Consider the following 12596-nt stretch of genomic DNA (forward strand, 5'->3'; position numbering starts at 1 on the left):
CGCCTGCCGCTGCCGCCGGGAACGGTCCCGATCCTGCCGACGCCCTGTGCGCTCTGCGAGCAGCCCGCGCGGTTTGCTACGCGGGCAGGCACGCCCGTCTGCCCCGATTGTTGGGCCGGAGCGTACCCCGCGCCGACCCCCCACACCTGAAGCGTTCGCAGATGGCGCAGCGCGCCACTTGTAGCGCCGCCTTCCAGGCGGCTAACGATTCGCCAGCGCCAGCGTGCGCCCTCCAGGCCAACGGCTCGGTAGGCCAACGTCCAGCCGCCAGGATGGCGGCGCTACAGGTGGCGTGTGCCCTCCAGGCCAACGGCTCGGTAGGCCAACGGTGAGCCGCCGAGACGGCGGCGCTACCAGTGGCGTTTGTGATAGGTGGTGGGACCGGCTAAGATGGTCCTACCAACCTAGAGGCGATACCAGAATTGATCCCATGCCTGCCAGAAGTTTTCGCCCCGCGAGACGACGGTGCGTGGCCCCACCACCTCTACGCCTGCGCGCCCCAGGAAGGCGTTTGCGCGATCAGGTGTCGCCAGTTCGACGCGGAACGTGACCGGAGCGGCTGGCTTCCAGGGGGCGGGCCAACTGGCGCGGTTGCTGAGCGCCTGGGCGACACGCTGCTCAATCAAGGCGCAGGCGTCGGCGTGGTTCAGGGTGCGGGCGGCAAAGCGGCCCAGACCCTTTTTGACGGGGGCTGTTACCACCTGCTCGCCCAGTAAGGCTTGCACCTCGCGGCAGGTGGCCTCGTCCCCAGCCACAAAGATACCAGGAACATCCCAGCAGCCGCAGATGGCCGCCAGAATGCCACTTTCCCCAACCAGGGTCTCGTTGATAGAGGCGTTATACCAGGCTTCTGAAGAGACGGTATGGCAGAGAACCCCATCAGGTGTGCCTGCCATCGCGTGCGCGCCGACAAAGAGCGCCGCATCGCAGCCCGCCTCCAGCGGAGTAATGTATCGCGCCCAGGGATAGCCGAAGACATATTCAGCCCCGCTCTCCAGGCGTTCAGGGATCAGGCTCTTGAAACTCCAGCCTCCTCCCGCGCCATGACAATCAACGACGACGATCTCAGTCGCGCCAGCAGCCTTCGCGCCCCGAACGGCGGCGCTGACCTCGCCGGTAAAGAGTCGCCGTCCCTCTTCGTACAGCGGCGACCCGCCCGTCACCTGTTCCCAGACCTCGATTCCGGCTACTCCTTCCATATCACACCAGATGATTACGCGCATGGTTGCTTGCCTCTTCTTTCTTCAGATAGCCCACACTTCTTGCTATGCTCCCTCGCCGGGCGTGGGTTCGGCGTGCATGGGTTCGGTAGGTGGAATGCGGTTGTACATGCGGGTGATATGCGCCAGCCAATCGCTCTGCCAGTCTTTGAGCATATCGGCCTGGTAGCGCCAGGCCCAGTTGCCCGCCGCCCGCCCTGGCATGTTCATCCGCGCTTCGCTGCCCAGGGCGAGCACATCTTGCAGTGGGACGATGGCGAGTTCGGCCACAGAACTGAACGCCAGGCGAATGAGGTCCAGGCTCACGTTGCTCCCATCGGTTGCCAGGTACTCGCGCACTGTGTTCTGTTCCAGTGGGCTGCGTGTCTGATACCAGCCTACCGTCGTATCGTTATCATGGGTGCCTGTGTAGACGAGCGTTTGCCGCTCAAAGTTATGGGCGAGATGTTCATTCCTGGCGTCCGAGCTAAAGCCAAATTGCAGCACGCGCATGCTGGGGAAGCCAAACTGCGTGCGCAGCGCGACAACATCGGGGGTAATGACCCCCAGGTCTTCGGCAATGACCGGAACCTCTCCCAGCGCCTCCTGCAAAGCGTTGAATAGCTCCGCGCCCGGCCCCGGAACCCAGCGGCCATTGATCGCGGTCTCTTCGTCACCGGGGATTTCCCAGTACGCTTGAAATCCCCGGAAATGATCGAGCCTGAGCAAATCAACCAGCCCCAGTGCTGCGCGGAAGCGGTCAATCCACCAGGCATAGCCGGTTGCTGCCAGCCTGTCCCAGCGATAGAGGGGATTGCCCCAGCGTTGCCCCGTGACACTAAAGTAGTCGGGCGGCACACCTGAGATAACGGTTGGCGCTCCGGCTTCGTCGAGATAAAACAGTTCTGGATGCGCCCACACATCGGTGCTGTCATGGGCCACGAAGATCGGTAAGTCACCGACGATCTGAATGCCGCGCGCATTGGCGGAACGCTTCAGGTTGGCCCACTGCGTAGAAAATTGGTACTGCAAATAGGTGTGAAAGGCGATGCGGGGAGCCAGGCGCTCTTGCCAGGCGAAAAGCGCCTCTGGCTTGCGGGCGGCAATATCGGATGCCCATTGGGTCCAGGGCGCGCCGTGATATTCATCTTTCAGGGCCATGAAGAGAGCGTAATCATCGAGCCAACGCTGGTTGTTCAGGCGAAATTGATCGTAGCTCTTTTGCTGTTCTGGCGTCGCGTGGGCGCGAAAGGTCTCAAAGGATTGCCAGAGAAGCGGCATCTTGAAGGCGATGACCGTGCCATACTCCGCTGATGTACTGGGAAAGGCGGGGGTCTTCTGGAGCGCCTGCTCTTCCAGAAGACCATCTTTTGCCAGTTGGCGAAGTGAGATGAGCAGATGATTGCCAGCAAAGGATGAGAAGCTGGCATAAGGCGAATCGGCATAGCCCGTTGGGCCAAGAGGGAGTACCTGCCAGAGATGCTGCTTGCTGTCGGCAAGGAAGTCAAGGAAGTGATACGCTTCTTCGCCAAGCTCGCCGATACCAAATGGGCCAGGCAGCGAAGTGGGATGGAGCAGAATGCCGCTGGTACGCTCAATCTGCATGCGAAAACCCTCCCGATGTCACAAATGAGATACCCCCATTGTGTCATCTTTGATAGGTGATTTGCCAGGGAAGTTTCCCTTTTAATCGCTCCAGGGTTAGCTCTTTGGTGCTTGCATTGTGTGGCCCTGGCCGAGTAGTATAGGGCCAGGGTCCGGTGGTGTCTCTATTAAACCATAGAAAGGGCAGAGCGTTTGCGCGCCTCAGATAGAGGGGTGCGGCGCTCGTTTCTCTATGAAGTGTCTGGTTACAGGAGTTGCCGGGTTTGTTGGGTCGCATGTAGCAGAGCGTCTGCTTGCGGATGGGCATGAAGTGGTCGGACTTGACGCCTTTACTGATTATTATGCCCGCGCACTGAAAGAGGGCAATCTGCGGAGTCTTCTTAGCAAAGCGTCTTTTACTTTCCTGGAAGCTGATCTTACCGAAGTTGATCTCGTCTCTCTGCTGGGCGACATTGATTGGGTCTTTCATCAAGCTGGTCAGGCAGGTGTTCGAGCGAGCTGGGGGCGTGACTTTGCCATCTATACGACCTCGAATATCACGGCCACGCAGTGGTTGCTAGAATCTGCCAGGCATGCTCCCCGCTTGAAGCGATTGGTGTATGCCTCCTCCTCCTCGGTATATGGCAACGCGCTGGCCCTGCCGGTGACTGAAGAGACGCTGCCCCAGCCGATTTCGCCGTATGGTGTGACGAAGCTGGCTGCTGAACATCTCTGTATGCTCTATTGGCACAGTTATCAGGTTCCGGCGGTGGCCTTGCGTTACTTCACGGTGTATGGCCCCCGCCAGCGGCCAGATATGGCGTTTCACAAGTTCTTGAAGGCGATGATCCTGGGCAACGAGTTTACGGTCTACGACGACGGCTATCAGACCCGTGATTTCACGTATGTTGCTGATATTGTCGAGGCGAATATCCAGGCGGCGCAGAGCCATCTGGATGCTGTCGGCCAGGTGTTCAACATAGCTGGCGGCTCGCGGGCGCCTCTGCGCGAGGTAATTCGCACGATGGAAGCGTTGCTGGGCAAGTCGGCGCGTATCCAGTATGAGCCTCCCGCCCTGGGTGATGTGCGCGATACGTTTGCTGACACCACCCGCGCCCGCCGAGTGCTTGGGTATCAGCCTCGAGTTGCTCTGCATGAAGGGCTTTCGGCTGAAATAGCCTTTCTGCGTGAGCTATACCAGCACGTATAGGTCGCCCGGAAGGAGTTTTATGGCGCCTGTTCATCTTCCCTGGGCTGCGGTGCGGCTCGCTGATCTGCTGACCCAGCTTGCCTATGGCTTGAGCGGTGGGCGGGTCGGCGGCAAGCAGGCGGGGTATTCGATGCTCCTACTTCACACCACAGGGCGTAAGACTGGCAAAACGCGCACGCATACGCTGCTGTATGTTCGGGATGGCGAGCATTTTATCGTCTGCGGCTCCAATAATGGTCAATCGCATCACCCGGCTTGGTATCACAACCTGCAAGCGCAGCCCCATGCCCGGATTCAGGCCGGACGGGCAAGCTACGAGGTGGTTGCAGAACGCGCAGGGCCAGAAGAGTACGAGCGGCTCTGGAACCTCTTACTCAAGTCGCGCCCGCAGTATAACGAATATCGGAAGCGAACCGCGCGCGAGTTTCCCATAGTCATCCTGAAGCCAGTGTAGGTTACTATTGGCCTGGCGCCCAGGGTAGTTGAATCCAACCAAGCGAAAGCGGCACGAACACCAGGAACGAGAGCAGGCCGGCGCCCAGGCAATAGAAGGCAAAGGGTGTGAGGCGACCAACCTTGAAGTAGCGGGCGAGGAATTTGATGCTGAAGAAGGCTGCAAGCCCTGAGACCACGCTCCCAATGGCGGCATCAATGACCGCCTCTGAGCCAGCATGGAACAGCTTGGGCATCTCCAGCAGGGACGCCGCGCCGATGACTGGGACCAGCAGCAGAAAAGCGAAGCGCAGCGCCTCTTCGTGGCTGAGCCTGGCGCGCATAGCCGCCACCATTGTGATGCCAGAGCGTGAAATGCCCGGAATAAGGGCAAGGATTTGCGCGACGCCAATCAAGAATGCCTGGAAGAAGGTCAGGTCTTCCACACGGCCATACATCTGCTCTTGTTTGGCGCGGTCTATGTTGGTTGGCTCGGATCGCTGCCGCAAGACCTCTGCAACATAGAGAACAGCCCCGTTCATACAGAGAAAAGCAGCGGGCAGGACAGGCCATTGGGTTTGGAAAAAGACTTCCTGAATGGGCTTCTCAAGAAGTAATCCGGTGATGCCAATGGGGATAGTCCCAACGATAACCAGCCAGATTGTCTTGCCCTGTGGGTCGGCGTCCAGGCGCCTGGCAACAATCGTCTTAAAGAAGGCGCGAATCAGAGCCAGCCAATCGCGCCAGTAGAAGCAGAGAAGGGCTATGGTGGTCCCCAGGTGCAAGACAGTGACGATGGGGAGAAAGGCGTCGCTGGTTGTCAGTTTCCACCAGCCCAGGAAAGCCGGGATAATGACCGTATGGCCGAGGCTGCTGACGGGGAAAAGTTCAGTCACGCCTTGCAGTAATGCTAGCAGAATAACCTTGATGAGTTGATCCATAGAGCGCCTGCGCCTCCTCTACCTGGCAAAGATCGTTCTTGTCTCTTAGTTGCGGTCCTGAAACACTTAAGTGAAATAATGACACGAGCATGTTAAAAAGAGATTAACAGATTATTATTTCCCGCTGCCCGATGATAATCGGCCTCTTGTTGGGAGAGAACGCCTGCCCCCACAGGCAATAGTGGGGCAGGCGTTCTCTCTTCAGGCGCTGCCAGAGGCGCTTAGATGTTCAGGATGATCAAGGAGCAATGGCAATGACGCGCAGCGGGCTGCCGGAGCCGTTGACGATCTTGAGCGGCGCGGCAATAACAATGGCGCCTGCTGGCGGGAGTTGGTCCAGGTTGACCAGGCTGGTGATGCCAAACTTGCCTGCTCCATGCATGAAGGTGTGGTTAGGGAAGGGCGGGTTGAATGTGCCAGCCTGCCCAGCATCGGTACCAACGGTCTCGACGCCAACGCCCAGGATGTCGCGCTGGTGAATCAGCCATTCCGAACAGGTCTGGTGGAAGCCGGGGGAATGAGCGCCATCCGCCTTGACGTTGAGGAACGCCTCGCGGGTGGTGCGCTTGCTCCAACCGGTGCGCAGCAATACCCACGCGCCTGCCGGGATTCGGCCATGCTGCTGTTCCCATGCTTCGGCGCGTTCGATGCTGAGCAAGAAATCTTCGTCTTTTTCGACATCGGCGGTGACATCAATGACACAGGCTGGCCCAACGAATTTGCATGGCAGAATAGTGTCGGTGGCGTTATTGGGAAGGTCTTTGCCTGTGACCCAATGGATGGGCGCGTCGAAGTGGGTTCCGGTGTGTTCGCCCAGGTTGAGAATGTTCCAATACCAGCCTGGCCCGCGATCATTGTAGCGCGAGATTTCGGTGATCGTCAGCCCTGGCGAGGGGGCAAACATGGGGGGCAGGTCAATGACCGGCGTATCCGGCCCCAGCGGCGTCGTCAGATCGACAATTCTGAGCCTCCCGGCGTTCAGTTCTTCCAGCAATTGAGACAAGATGCCTGGACCACCTGACATGTTTTCTCTCCTTTATATCTGCTTTATGCTTGCGCTGTTTACCTCAAGGCTTCCAGGGCGCGCTTGAATTGGAAGCGATTTTCAAGCAGGGGCAGGTCCATGTGGAATGACTTGGGGCCAACAGCCTCGACTTTGGAGATGATCGTGGTAAGCGTGGCGGCTGCCAACGCCTCTTCGACGGCTGCCTTGAGGCTTTCCGGGGTATTTGCCTCATAGACACTGCGTACCCCTGAGGCTCTGGCAATGCCTGCCAGATCGGTTCCGGCGCCAGTGGCCGTCGGGAAGCCGCCAACCGAGAGCAGGCTTTCGTTGTCAAAGACGATGTGCAGCAGGTTGCCCGGCTTGTAGCGGGCCATCGTGCTGAGCGTACCCAGGTTCATGAGCAGCGAGCCGTCGCCATCAATGACGATGACTTTGTGTTCAGGCATCGCCAGGGCAATGCCCAGGCCCATCGAGGAGGCCAGCCCCATCGCATGTTCGAGATAGAAGAAGGTGGGGCGATGGCCGAGCATGTACAGTTCCACTGCCACTGCGCCCATGATGGTAACAACGATGTGATCTTTCAGATCAGGATAGATGGCTTGCAAAGCATCGGCGCGAAGCATGGTTTCAGTCCTCCCACATTAATTCGCGCGACAATAAGACGGCTACGGGATGCAGGGCGGCGTGCGCCAGGGTTTGGGCGTCTTTGAGACGGCGCGGGATGTCGGCAGAGTCGGTCAGATGCCAGATGGGGATGTTCAGGGCGCGCAGGATTGGTTCGGTTGCCAGGCCACCCTGCGTCTGCCAGGGATCTTTTTCGCCCATGTGGCCGCGATAGCTAATAAGCATGAGCAGCGGGATTTTGTAGAGCAGGGCGAGGGAGACGATGGGGTTGATGGCCGCGAGGAAGCCGTGGTTTTGCATCAGCAAGGCGGAATTGACGCCCGCCAGGTGCGCCCCCGCTGAGATGCCAATGCCCTCTTCTTCTTTGGCGAGGCGCACCAGCCGCATATCGGGGTCTTCTTCGGCCATGCGGATGAGGTGAACCAGCCAGGTCTCCGGTAAGGCGGAGATGATCTTGACATCGCAGGCTTTGAGGGCATCGTAGATGAGCCTGGAGTTGGTTAGGGAAACAGGCATAGCACGCTCCAGCAAGCACTAACGCTCTAAAACAGAAAGAGTTCTCTGCGACATGGAGACAATGACAGGTCAAGTCTAGCATAGCGGTTATGAAAGGGCAAGCGTGATGGGAAGAAGTGGTTCCACCAACTATTGAGGGCTGCCACTGTAGCGCCGCCGTCTCGGCGGCCAACGTTGGCCTGCTGGTCCGATGGCCTGGAGGGCGCACGCTCGCCCTGGCGAAGCGTTGGCCGCCAAGATGGCGGCGCTACAAGTAAAACGCCGGGGAGAAAGGGTGATTGTTTAGACGATGAGCGACAGATCGCCGAACTCGTGCCAGAGATAGCCCTGGGCAATGGCTTCATTGTAGGCGCGCAGGACCAGCGCCTGATCGTTGGTGAAAGCCGTTGCCAGGAACAGGCGCGTGCTTTTGGCCTCGTGCAGACCGGTGAGCAGGACATCAACGGCTCTGAAGCGATAGCCAGGCGTGATATAGAGGCTGGTCCAGCCCTCGCCGGGATGCACGATGCCTTGTTCATCGGTCACGGTTTCCAGTGTGCGCGTGGGCGTGGTGCCGATGGCGACGATGCGGCCACCACTAGAACGTGAATGATTGATGGTCGCGGCAGCTTCGGGCGAAACCTGATACCACTCCTCATACATCTTGTGCTGCTCAACCTGCTCAGTCTCGATGTCAATGTTGCTGACGCCGGTATGCAGGATGATCTGTGCCAGCACAACCCCCTTCTGCTGAATCCGCTCCAGCAGTTCTGGTGTGAAGGCGCGGCCCGCCGAAGGCATCTCGGCAGAGCCTGGCACAGCAGCATAGGTCGTCTGATAATACTCCAGACCCCAGCGTTCCGGCACGTAGTCATATTTGATGGGGCGGCCCAGCGTTTCTAGCCAGCTTGAGATGTGCTGATTGGTCTGGTCGAACTGGATTTCCCAGAGCCTGGGAATATCCTCGCGCTTTTTCTTGACAACAGCGGTCAATGCCCCGTCTCCAAAGGAGAGCCGCAGGCCGGGCCGGATCACAGCCTCGTCGGGCTTAAAGACCGCCTGCCAGGTACGCCCACCGCCGTTGTTGGTGGTGGAGTAGTGCGAGGAGAGGCGCAGTTCGATCTCCTGTCCATCATCGGTGATACCTGGCAGGGCCGCCGGGACAGTGCTACTGACGTTGAGAACGACAACATCACCAGCTTTCAGATAGTCAGCAATCTCGTAGAAGCGGCGATGCTCAATCTGGCCGCTGTCCCGGTGGATGACCAGCAGGCGCACATGATCGCGCGGCTGCCCCCTGGCCTCTGGCGGCGCCGAGGCTTCAAGCTCCTTCGGTACCTTGAATTCCATCTCCTCTAATTTCATGAGGTTTCCTCGCTATGCTTCGGTTGGCTTGAACCCTGGCGCGTTGAATCGCTGCCCCGTCACGCTGGCCGCTTTATCGGATGCCAGCCAGAGAAAGAGGTCAGTCACGCTAAAAGGGTCAAGCCGGTCACTAATGTCTTCGCCAGGGAAGGCAAGCTGGTGCATTTCGGTCTGCAAATCGCCGGGATTGACCGCATTGACGCGCACGCCAGTGCCTTCCAGTTCGGCTGCCCAGCTTTCGGTAATCAATTCCAGCGCGGCCTTGGCGGCCCCATACCCACCCCAGCCTGGATAGCCAGTCTGGCCGGCGTCGGAGGTGATGTTGATAATCAGCCCGTTTTGCTGCTTCAACATATGAGGCAGGACAGCTTGGGTCATCAAGACCGGGCCAATGGTGTTGGCACGAAAGATTTCGGCCAGGTCAGCGGCGGCAAATTCGGCCATATTTGGGCGCGGACTGGGGCCAAGAATGCCTGCGTTGTTCACCAGCACATCTATGCGGCCAAAGTGGCTCAGGGCGAGGTCAACAAGGCGGGCAATGTCAGCAGGCCGGGTCGCGTCGGCAGGCAGCGCCAGCGTCTGGGCTTGTTTTGCTATCAGTTCGCTGCGGGTGGCCTCCAGCGCGGCAGCGCCACGCGCGTTGATGACCACACGGGCGCCTGCTCCGGCGTAGGCGTGGGCCAGGGCGCGCCCCAGCCCTTTGGATGAGCCGGTAATCAGAACGACTGTATCCTGTAAGAGCATCTCTGAAACCTCCTCTCGCGCTTCCTGCGGATGAACTCTCGATGAGCGTATTCCTGAAGCGTTTCCATACAGTATAAGCATAGTCTGAAGACGATCTTCTCGCATCGGGCGACGGGCCAGATTTGCTCCTGTCCGAAAGGACAGTGCTCTTGACGGTCTCTGGAAGCAGCGCGAGGTTTTTCTCGATGAGCGAGGCACACTTCCTGCTGCTTGGGAAAGGCCGTAGGGGGCAGGCTCCCTTCCGAGCAGCCCATGCAAACCGGCGGAGTGAACGCTATACGCCATCAATGGATGGCTACAAAGCAGAAGGAGGCAGACGATGAGTAATCTGGTGGTGATCGCCTATCCCGATGTCAATCGGGCCGAGCAGGTTCTGGAGACGCTGGGACAGATGCGTACTGCTCAATTGATCGACCTGGATGATGCGGTCTATGTAACTAAGGACGCCAGTGGAAAGGTGAAGCTGCACCAGGCGGTGAACCTGACGGGAGCAGGCGCCGGATATGGCGCGTTGTGGGGTGGCTTGTGGGGATTGCTGCTCGGCGCTCTTATCCTTCAGCCGATTGCAGGCGCGGCCATTGGCGCGGGCGTTGGCGCGGGTACAGGCGCTGTCGCAGGAAGCCTGAGCGATTATGGCATTGATGATAACTTTATGAAGCAGCTTGGCGCAACTCTGACAGCGAATAGTTCGGCGATATTTGTGCTGGTTCGTCGCGTTACTGCCGATAAGGTGATCCCGGAGGTGAGCAAGTACGGCGGCAAAGTGCTGCAAAGCTCGCTCTCCGAAGATGCAGAAGCCCGCTTGCAAGCGGCCCTCTCTCAGAGCGCGCCGTCGCAGCACGCGCCTTCACAGGATGCTCCTGGCGCGACGCCTGCTCTATAGCGCATATAGCATAGCGCATAGAGAGCGCCATGCTGTCGTACCATCTTCGCCAGAATACTCTTTGCAGCGCCGCCTTCCAAACGGCCAGCGGTCAGCCGCCTGGAAGGGACGCGCGAGCGACCAACGGGAGCGAGAGGACGGGCAACAGCCGAGGCAAGCGGCAGAGACGCGTAAGCGAGGCGCAGCCGAGCGAGAATGGCCGCGCCCAGCGCGGTCAAGCGGCTCTGGCGAAGCCCTTTCCGAAGGAAGGCGGCGCTGCAAAGAGTATCGGTGATTAAATGTCGCCTGCCTCGTTCGCCATGCGCACAAGACGCGGGGTAAACTTGCCTACAATGTCGATCAGGTCGCTGTGCGCAGCAATAATCTGCTCAATATCTTTATATGCCTGGGGCGCTTCGTCCAGGCCGCCGCCCAGGAGGGTGACGCCGCGTTCGCGCAGATAAGCGTCGCGTTCCTTCTTGGAGATTGATTGCAGTGCGCCACGCCGACTCATCTTGCGGCCCGCGCCATGCGCAGCCGAGTTGAGCGAACTGGCTACGCCTTTGCCTCGCACCAGATAGCCCGCGTCGCCCATCGAACCAGGGATGATGCCCAGCACGCCCGCTCCGGCTGGGGTAGCGCCTTTACGATGAACGATGGCATCAACGCCATCTGGCAGGGTCTCGCTCCAGGCGAAGTTGTGATGGTTCTCGACGTGCGCCATCTCTTTCAAGCCGACAGCGCCCGCTACGCGATGGTGAATGACGTAGTGATTCGCTGAGGCGAAGCGCCCGGCCAGTTCCATCGAAAGCCAGTATTCCTGCCCGGCCTCACTGTCAAGAGGAAGCCAGGAGAGATGGCGCAGCGACTGATCCAGAAGCGGGTGCAGGCGTCGCGCAAGCTCGGTATAGGTGTTGGCGATCTGAAAGCCGACGCCGCGCGAACCGCTATGGGAGAGCAGCGCCAGATATTCGCCTGCCTTGAGGCCGAGCATGGAGTCATCAGCGGGCAGGCGCAGAATCCCCCACTCGACAAAATGATTGCCCGTCCCGGAGGTGCCTAGCTGCTCCTGTGCTTTGTTCTGCAAAGACCTGAGCAAGGGTGTCTCACCCCAGGCGGGGTCATCCAATACGGGATGTTTGGGGCGTCTGGCCTTTTCCCAGGCTGCGCCGCTGCCAAAGCGTGTCTGATCCATCAGGGCGCGCGCGAGTTCCTCTTTGCGCTGGCGCAGGGTATCCGGCGGCGCTTCGTAAATGGACAGGCGCATTCGGCAGGCAATATCAACTCCAACGGCGTAGGGAATGACGGCATGATCGGTAGCCAGCACGCCGCCGATGGGGAGGCCATAGCCTACATGGGCGTCGGGCATGAGCGCGCCTGCGACGGCGATGGGCAGGCGCAGGGCATTCTCCATTTGCGCCTTTGCATTTGGGTCAATTTGGTCGTCGCCCCAGGTCCGATAGGACAAGGGTTGGTCGCGCAGTTCTTCGGCTTCAGGTTTTGGCTGCGCCCGGCGGAGGCACTCGCGGGCGAGGTCGCCGAGAACTGGATCGTTGAGATAGTCACCGGGCATCATGCGCACCAGATCGAGTGAGAGCAGGACTGCCTCTTGATCGTCTTCCGTCTTCGCCAGGATGGCTGCGGCAGCTTTGGCAAGGCCGGTGATCTTGCCTTCCGGCCAGCCGCGCAACTTGAGAATCTTTCCGGTAATCATATAGCCCTTTCTTGAGCAAGAAAAACGCGGATGCCGTCAGTCCGACACCCGCGCCTGGCTTGGAAGAATGCTTGTATTGTCGTCTTATATAGGCGAGTACCACGCAAGGCAGGCGCAGAAGGCAGACTGATAGCTTACGACAAGGTTATTCAGTGGGTTCAGAGAAAAGCTCCTGGTTGTTCTTGCTACAAGCAGCATCGTCTTGCCTCCTCTCATCAGCAGAGTTGCTCGCTGCCTCAATACAAGGCAGTATAGCAATCTGATAGCGAAATGTCAAGTATTCTGGCTTGCCTGGTTCTGCCAAAAAGCGGGGTCACTGGTAGCGCCGCCGTCCCGGCGGCAGGGGGCTGCGGGGCGGCGCCTGTAGCGCCGCCGTCCCGGAGGGCGAACGCTCGCCCTGGCGCAGCGTTGAGCCGCCGG

The 12596-nt window shown here is 59.4% G+C and carries 13 protein-coding genes; 4 read left to right on the forward strand and 9 right to left on the reverse strand.

All coding sequences use genetic code 11. The features are described from left to right. A partial coding sequence (locus VH599_03390) for a hypothetical protein (GenBank protein ID HEY7347339.1) occupies positions 1-332 on the forward strand: 332 nt, incomplete at its 5' end. Positions 333-404: 72 nt separating this feature from the next. Here the strand turns inward: VH599_03390 and VH599_03395 are convergent. Further along, positions 405-1223 (reverse strand): M55 family metallopeptidase, encoded by an 819-nt coding sequence (locus tag VH599_03395; protein ID HEY7347340.1) that lies wholly within the window; start codon positions 1221-1223, stop codon positions 405-407. Between the two features lie 42 nt (positions 1224-1265). Next, positions 1266-2804, reverse strand: a complete 1539-nt coding sequence (malQ, locus tag VH599_03400; protein HEY7347341.1) for a 4-alpha-glucanotransferase — start codon at positions 2802-2804, stop codon at positions 1266-1268. Between the two features lie 232 nt (positions 2805-3036). Here malQ and VH599_03405 point away from each other — a divergent pair, with 232 nt between their 5' ends. Together VH599_03405 and VH599_03410 are read left to right on the forward strand one after the other, a co-directional pair. Then, positions 3037-3993, forward strand: coding sequence for an NAD-dependent epimerase/dehydratase family protein (locus VH599_03405; GenBank protein ID HEY7347342.1), 957 nt, complete (start codon positions 3037-3039; stop codon positions 3991-3993). A gap of 19 nt (positions 3994-4012) precedes the next feature. Beyond that, positions 4013-4447, forward strand: coding sequence for a nitroreductase/quinone reductase family protein (locus VH599_03410; protein ID HEY7347343.1), 435 nt, complete (start codon positions 4013-4015; stop codon positions 4445-4447). A 4-nt stretch (positions 4448-4451) separates the two neighbouring features. Here VH599_03410 and VH599_03415 read toward each other — a convergent pair whose 3' ends face one another. The 6 genes from VH599_03415 to VH599_03440 all read right to left on the reverse strand — a co-directional run bounded on the left by VH599_03415 (position 4452) and on the right by VH599_03440 (position 9600). Further along, positions 4452-5366: an undecaprenyl-diphosphate phosphatase gene (locus VH599_03415; protein ID HEY7347344.1), complete on the reverse strand. Its 915-nt coding sequence runs from the start codon at positions 5364-5366 to the stop codon at positions 4452-4454. Positions 5367-5604: 238 nt separating this feature from the next. Continuing rightward, the gene (locus VH599_03420) at positions 5605-6390 is read right to left on the reverse strand and encodes a cyclase family protein (GenBank protein HEY7347345.1); all 786 of its coding nucleotides are present in this window, start codon (positions 6388-6390) and stop codon (positions 5605-5607) included. A 38-nt stretch (positions 6391-6428) separates the two neighbouring features. Then, positions 6429-6995 carry a thiamine pyrophosphate-dependent enzyme gene (locus VH599_03425; GenBank protein ID HEY7347346.1) on the reverse strand — a complete coding sequence of 189 codons (567 nt, stop codon included), beginning with the start codon at positions 6993-6995 and terminating at the stop codon, positions 6429-6431. A gap of 4 nt (positions 6996-6999) precedes the next feature. After that, positions 7000-7512, reverse strand: a complete 513-nt coding sequence (locus VH599_03430) for a thiamine pyrophosphate-binding protein (GenBank protein HEY7347347.1) — start codon at positions 7510-7512, stop codon at positions 7000-7002. Positions 7513-7794: 282 nt separating this feature from the next. Then, a complete protein-coding gene (locus tag VH599_03435) occupies positions 7795-8856 on the reverse strand; it encodes an S-adenosylmethionine:tRNA ribosyltransferase-isomerase (GenBank protein ID HEY7347348.1) in 1062 nt (353 codons plus the stop codon). A gap of 12 nt (positions 8857-8868) precedes the next feature. Then, positions 8869-9600: an SDR family oxidoreductase gene (locus tag VH599_03440; protein ID HEY7347349.1), complete on the reverse strand. Its 732-nt coding sequence runs from the start codon at positions 9598-9600 to the stop codon at positions 8869-8871. 319 nt (positions 9601-9919) lie between these two features. Here VH599_03440 and VH599_03445 point away from each other — a divergent pair, with 319 nt between their 5' ends. After that, positions 9920-10483, forward strand: coding sequence for a DUF1269 domain-containing protein (locus tag VH599_03445; GenBank protein ID HEY7347350.1), 564 nt, complete (start codon positions 9920-9922; stop codon positions 10481-10483). A gap of 274 nt (positions 10484-10757) precedes the next feature. Here VH599_03445 and VH599_03450 read toward each other — a convergent pair whose 3' ends face one another. Further along, entirely contained in the window at positions 10758-12176 is a 1419-nt protein-coding gene (locus VH599_03450) for an RtcB family protein (GenBank protein HEY7347351.1), read from the reverse strand. Between the last annotated feature and the right edge of the window lie 420 nt (positions 12177-12596).

Source organism: Ktedonobacterales bacterium (genome assembly GCA_036557285.1).
Classification (GTDB): Bacteria; Chloroflexota; Ktedonobacteria; order Ktedonobacterales; family DATBGS01; genus DATBHW01.

Bases quoted from the DNA above. Each gene is read 5' to 3' on its own strand.
- VH599_03395 (HEY7347340.1), bottom strand. From the start codon at position 1,223: ATGCGCGTAATCATCTGGTGTGATATGGAAGGAGTAGCCGGAATCGAG.
- VH599_03415 (HEY7347344.1), bottom strand. From the start codon at position 5,366: ATGGATCAACTCATCAAGGTTATTCTGCTAGCATTACTGCAAGGCGTG.
- VH599_03405 (HEY7347342.1), top strand. From the start codon at position 3,037: ATGAAGTGTCTGGTTACAGGAGTTGCCGGGTTTGTTGGGTCGCATGTA.
- VH599_03420 (HEY7347345.1), bottom strand. From the start codon at position 6,390: ATGTCAGGTGGTCCAGGCATCTTGTCTCAATTGCTGGAAGAACTGAAC.
- VH599_03435 (HEY7347348.1), bottom strand. From the start codon at position 8,856: ATGAAATTAGAGGAGATGGAATTCAAGGTACCGAAGGAGCTTGAAGCC.
- VH599_03430 (HEY7347347.1), bottom strand. From the start codon at position 7,512: ATGCCTGTTTCCCTAACCAACTCCAGGCTCATCTACGATGCCCTCAAA.
- VH599_03425 (HEY7347346.1), bottom strand. From the start codon at position 6,995: ATGCTTCGCGCCGATGCTTTGCAAGCCATCTATCCTGATCTGAAAGAT.
- VH599_03445 (HEY7347350.1), top strand. From the start codon at position 9,920: ATGAGTAATCTGGTGGTGATCGCCTATCCCGATGTCAATCGGGCCGAG.
- VH599_03450 (HEY7347351.1), bottom strand. From the start codon at position 12,176: ATGATTACCGGAAAGATTCTCAAGTTGCGCGGCTGGCCGGAAGGCAAG.
- malQ (HEY7347341.1), bottom strand. From the start codon at position 2,804: ATGCAGATTGAGCGTACCAGCGGCATTCTGCTCCATCCCACTTCGCTG.
- VH599_03410 (HEY7347343.1), top strand. From the start codon at position 4,013: ATGGCGCCTGTTCATCTTCCCTGGGCTGCGGTGCGGCTCGCTGATCTG.
- VH599_03440 (HEY7347349.1), bottom strand. From the start codon at position 9,600: ATGCTCTTACAGGATACAGTCGTTCTGATTACCGGCTCATCCAAAGGG.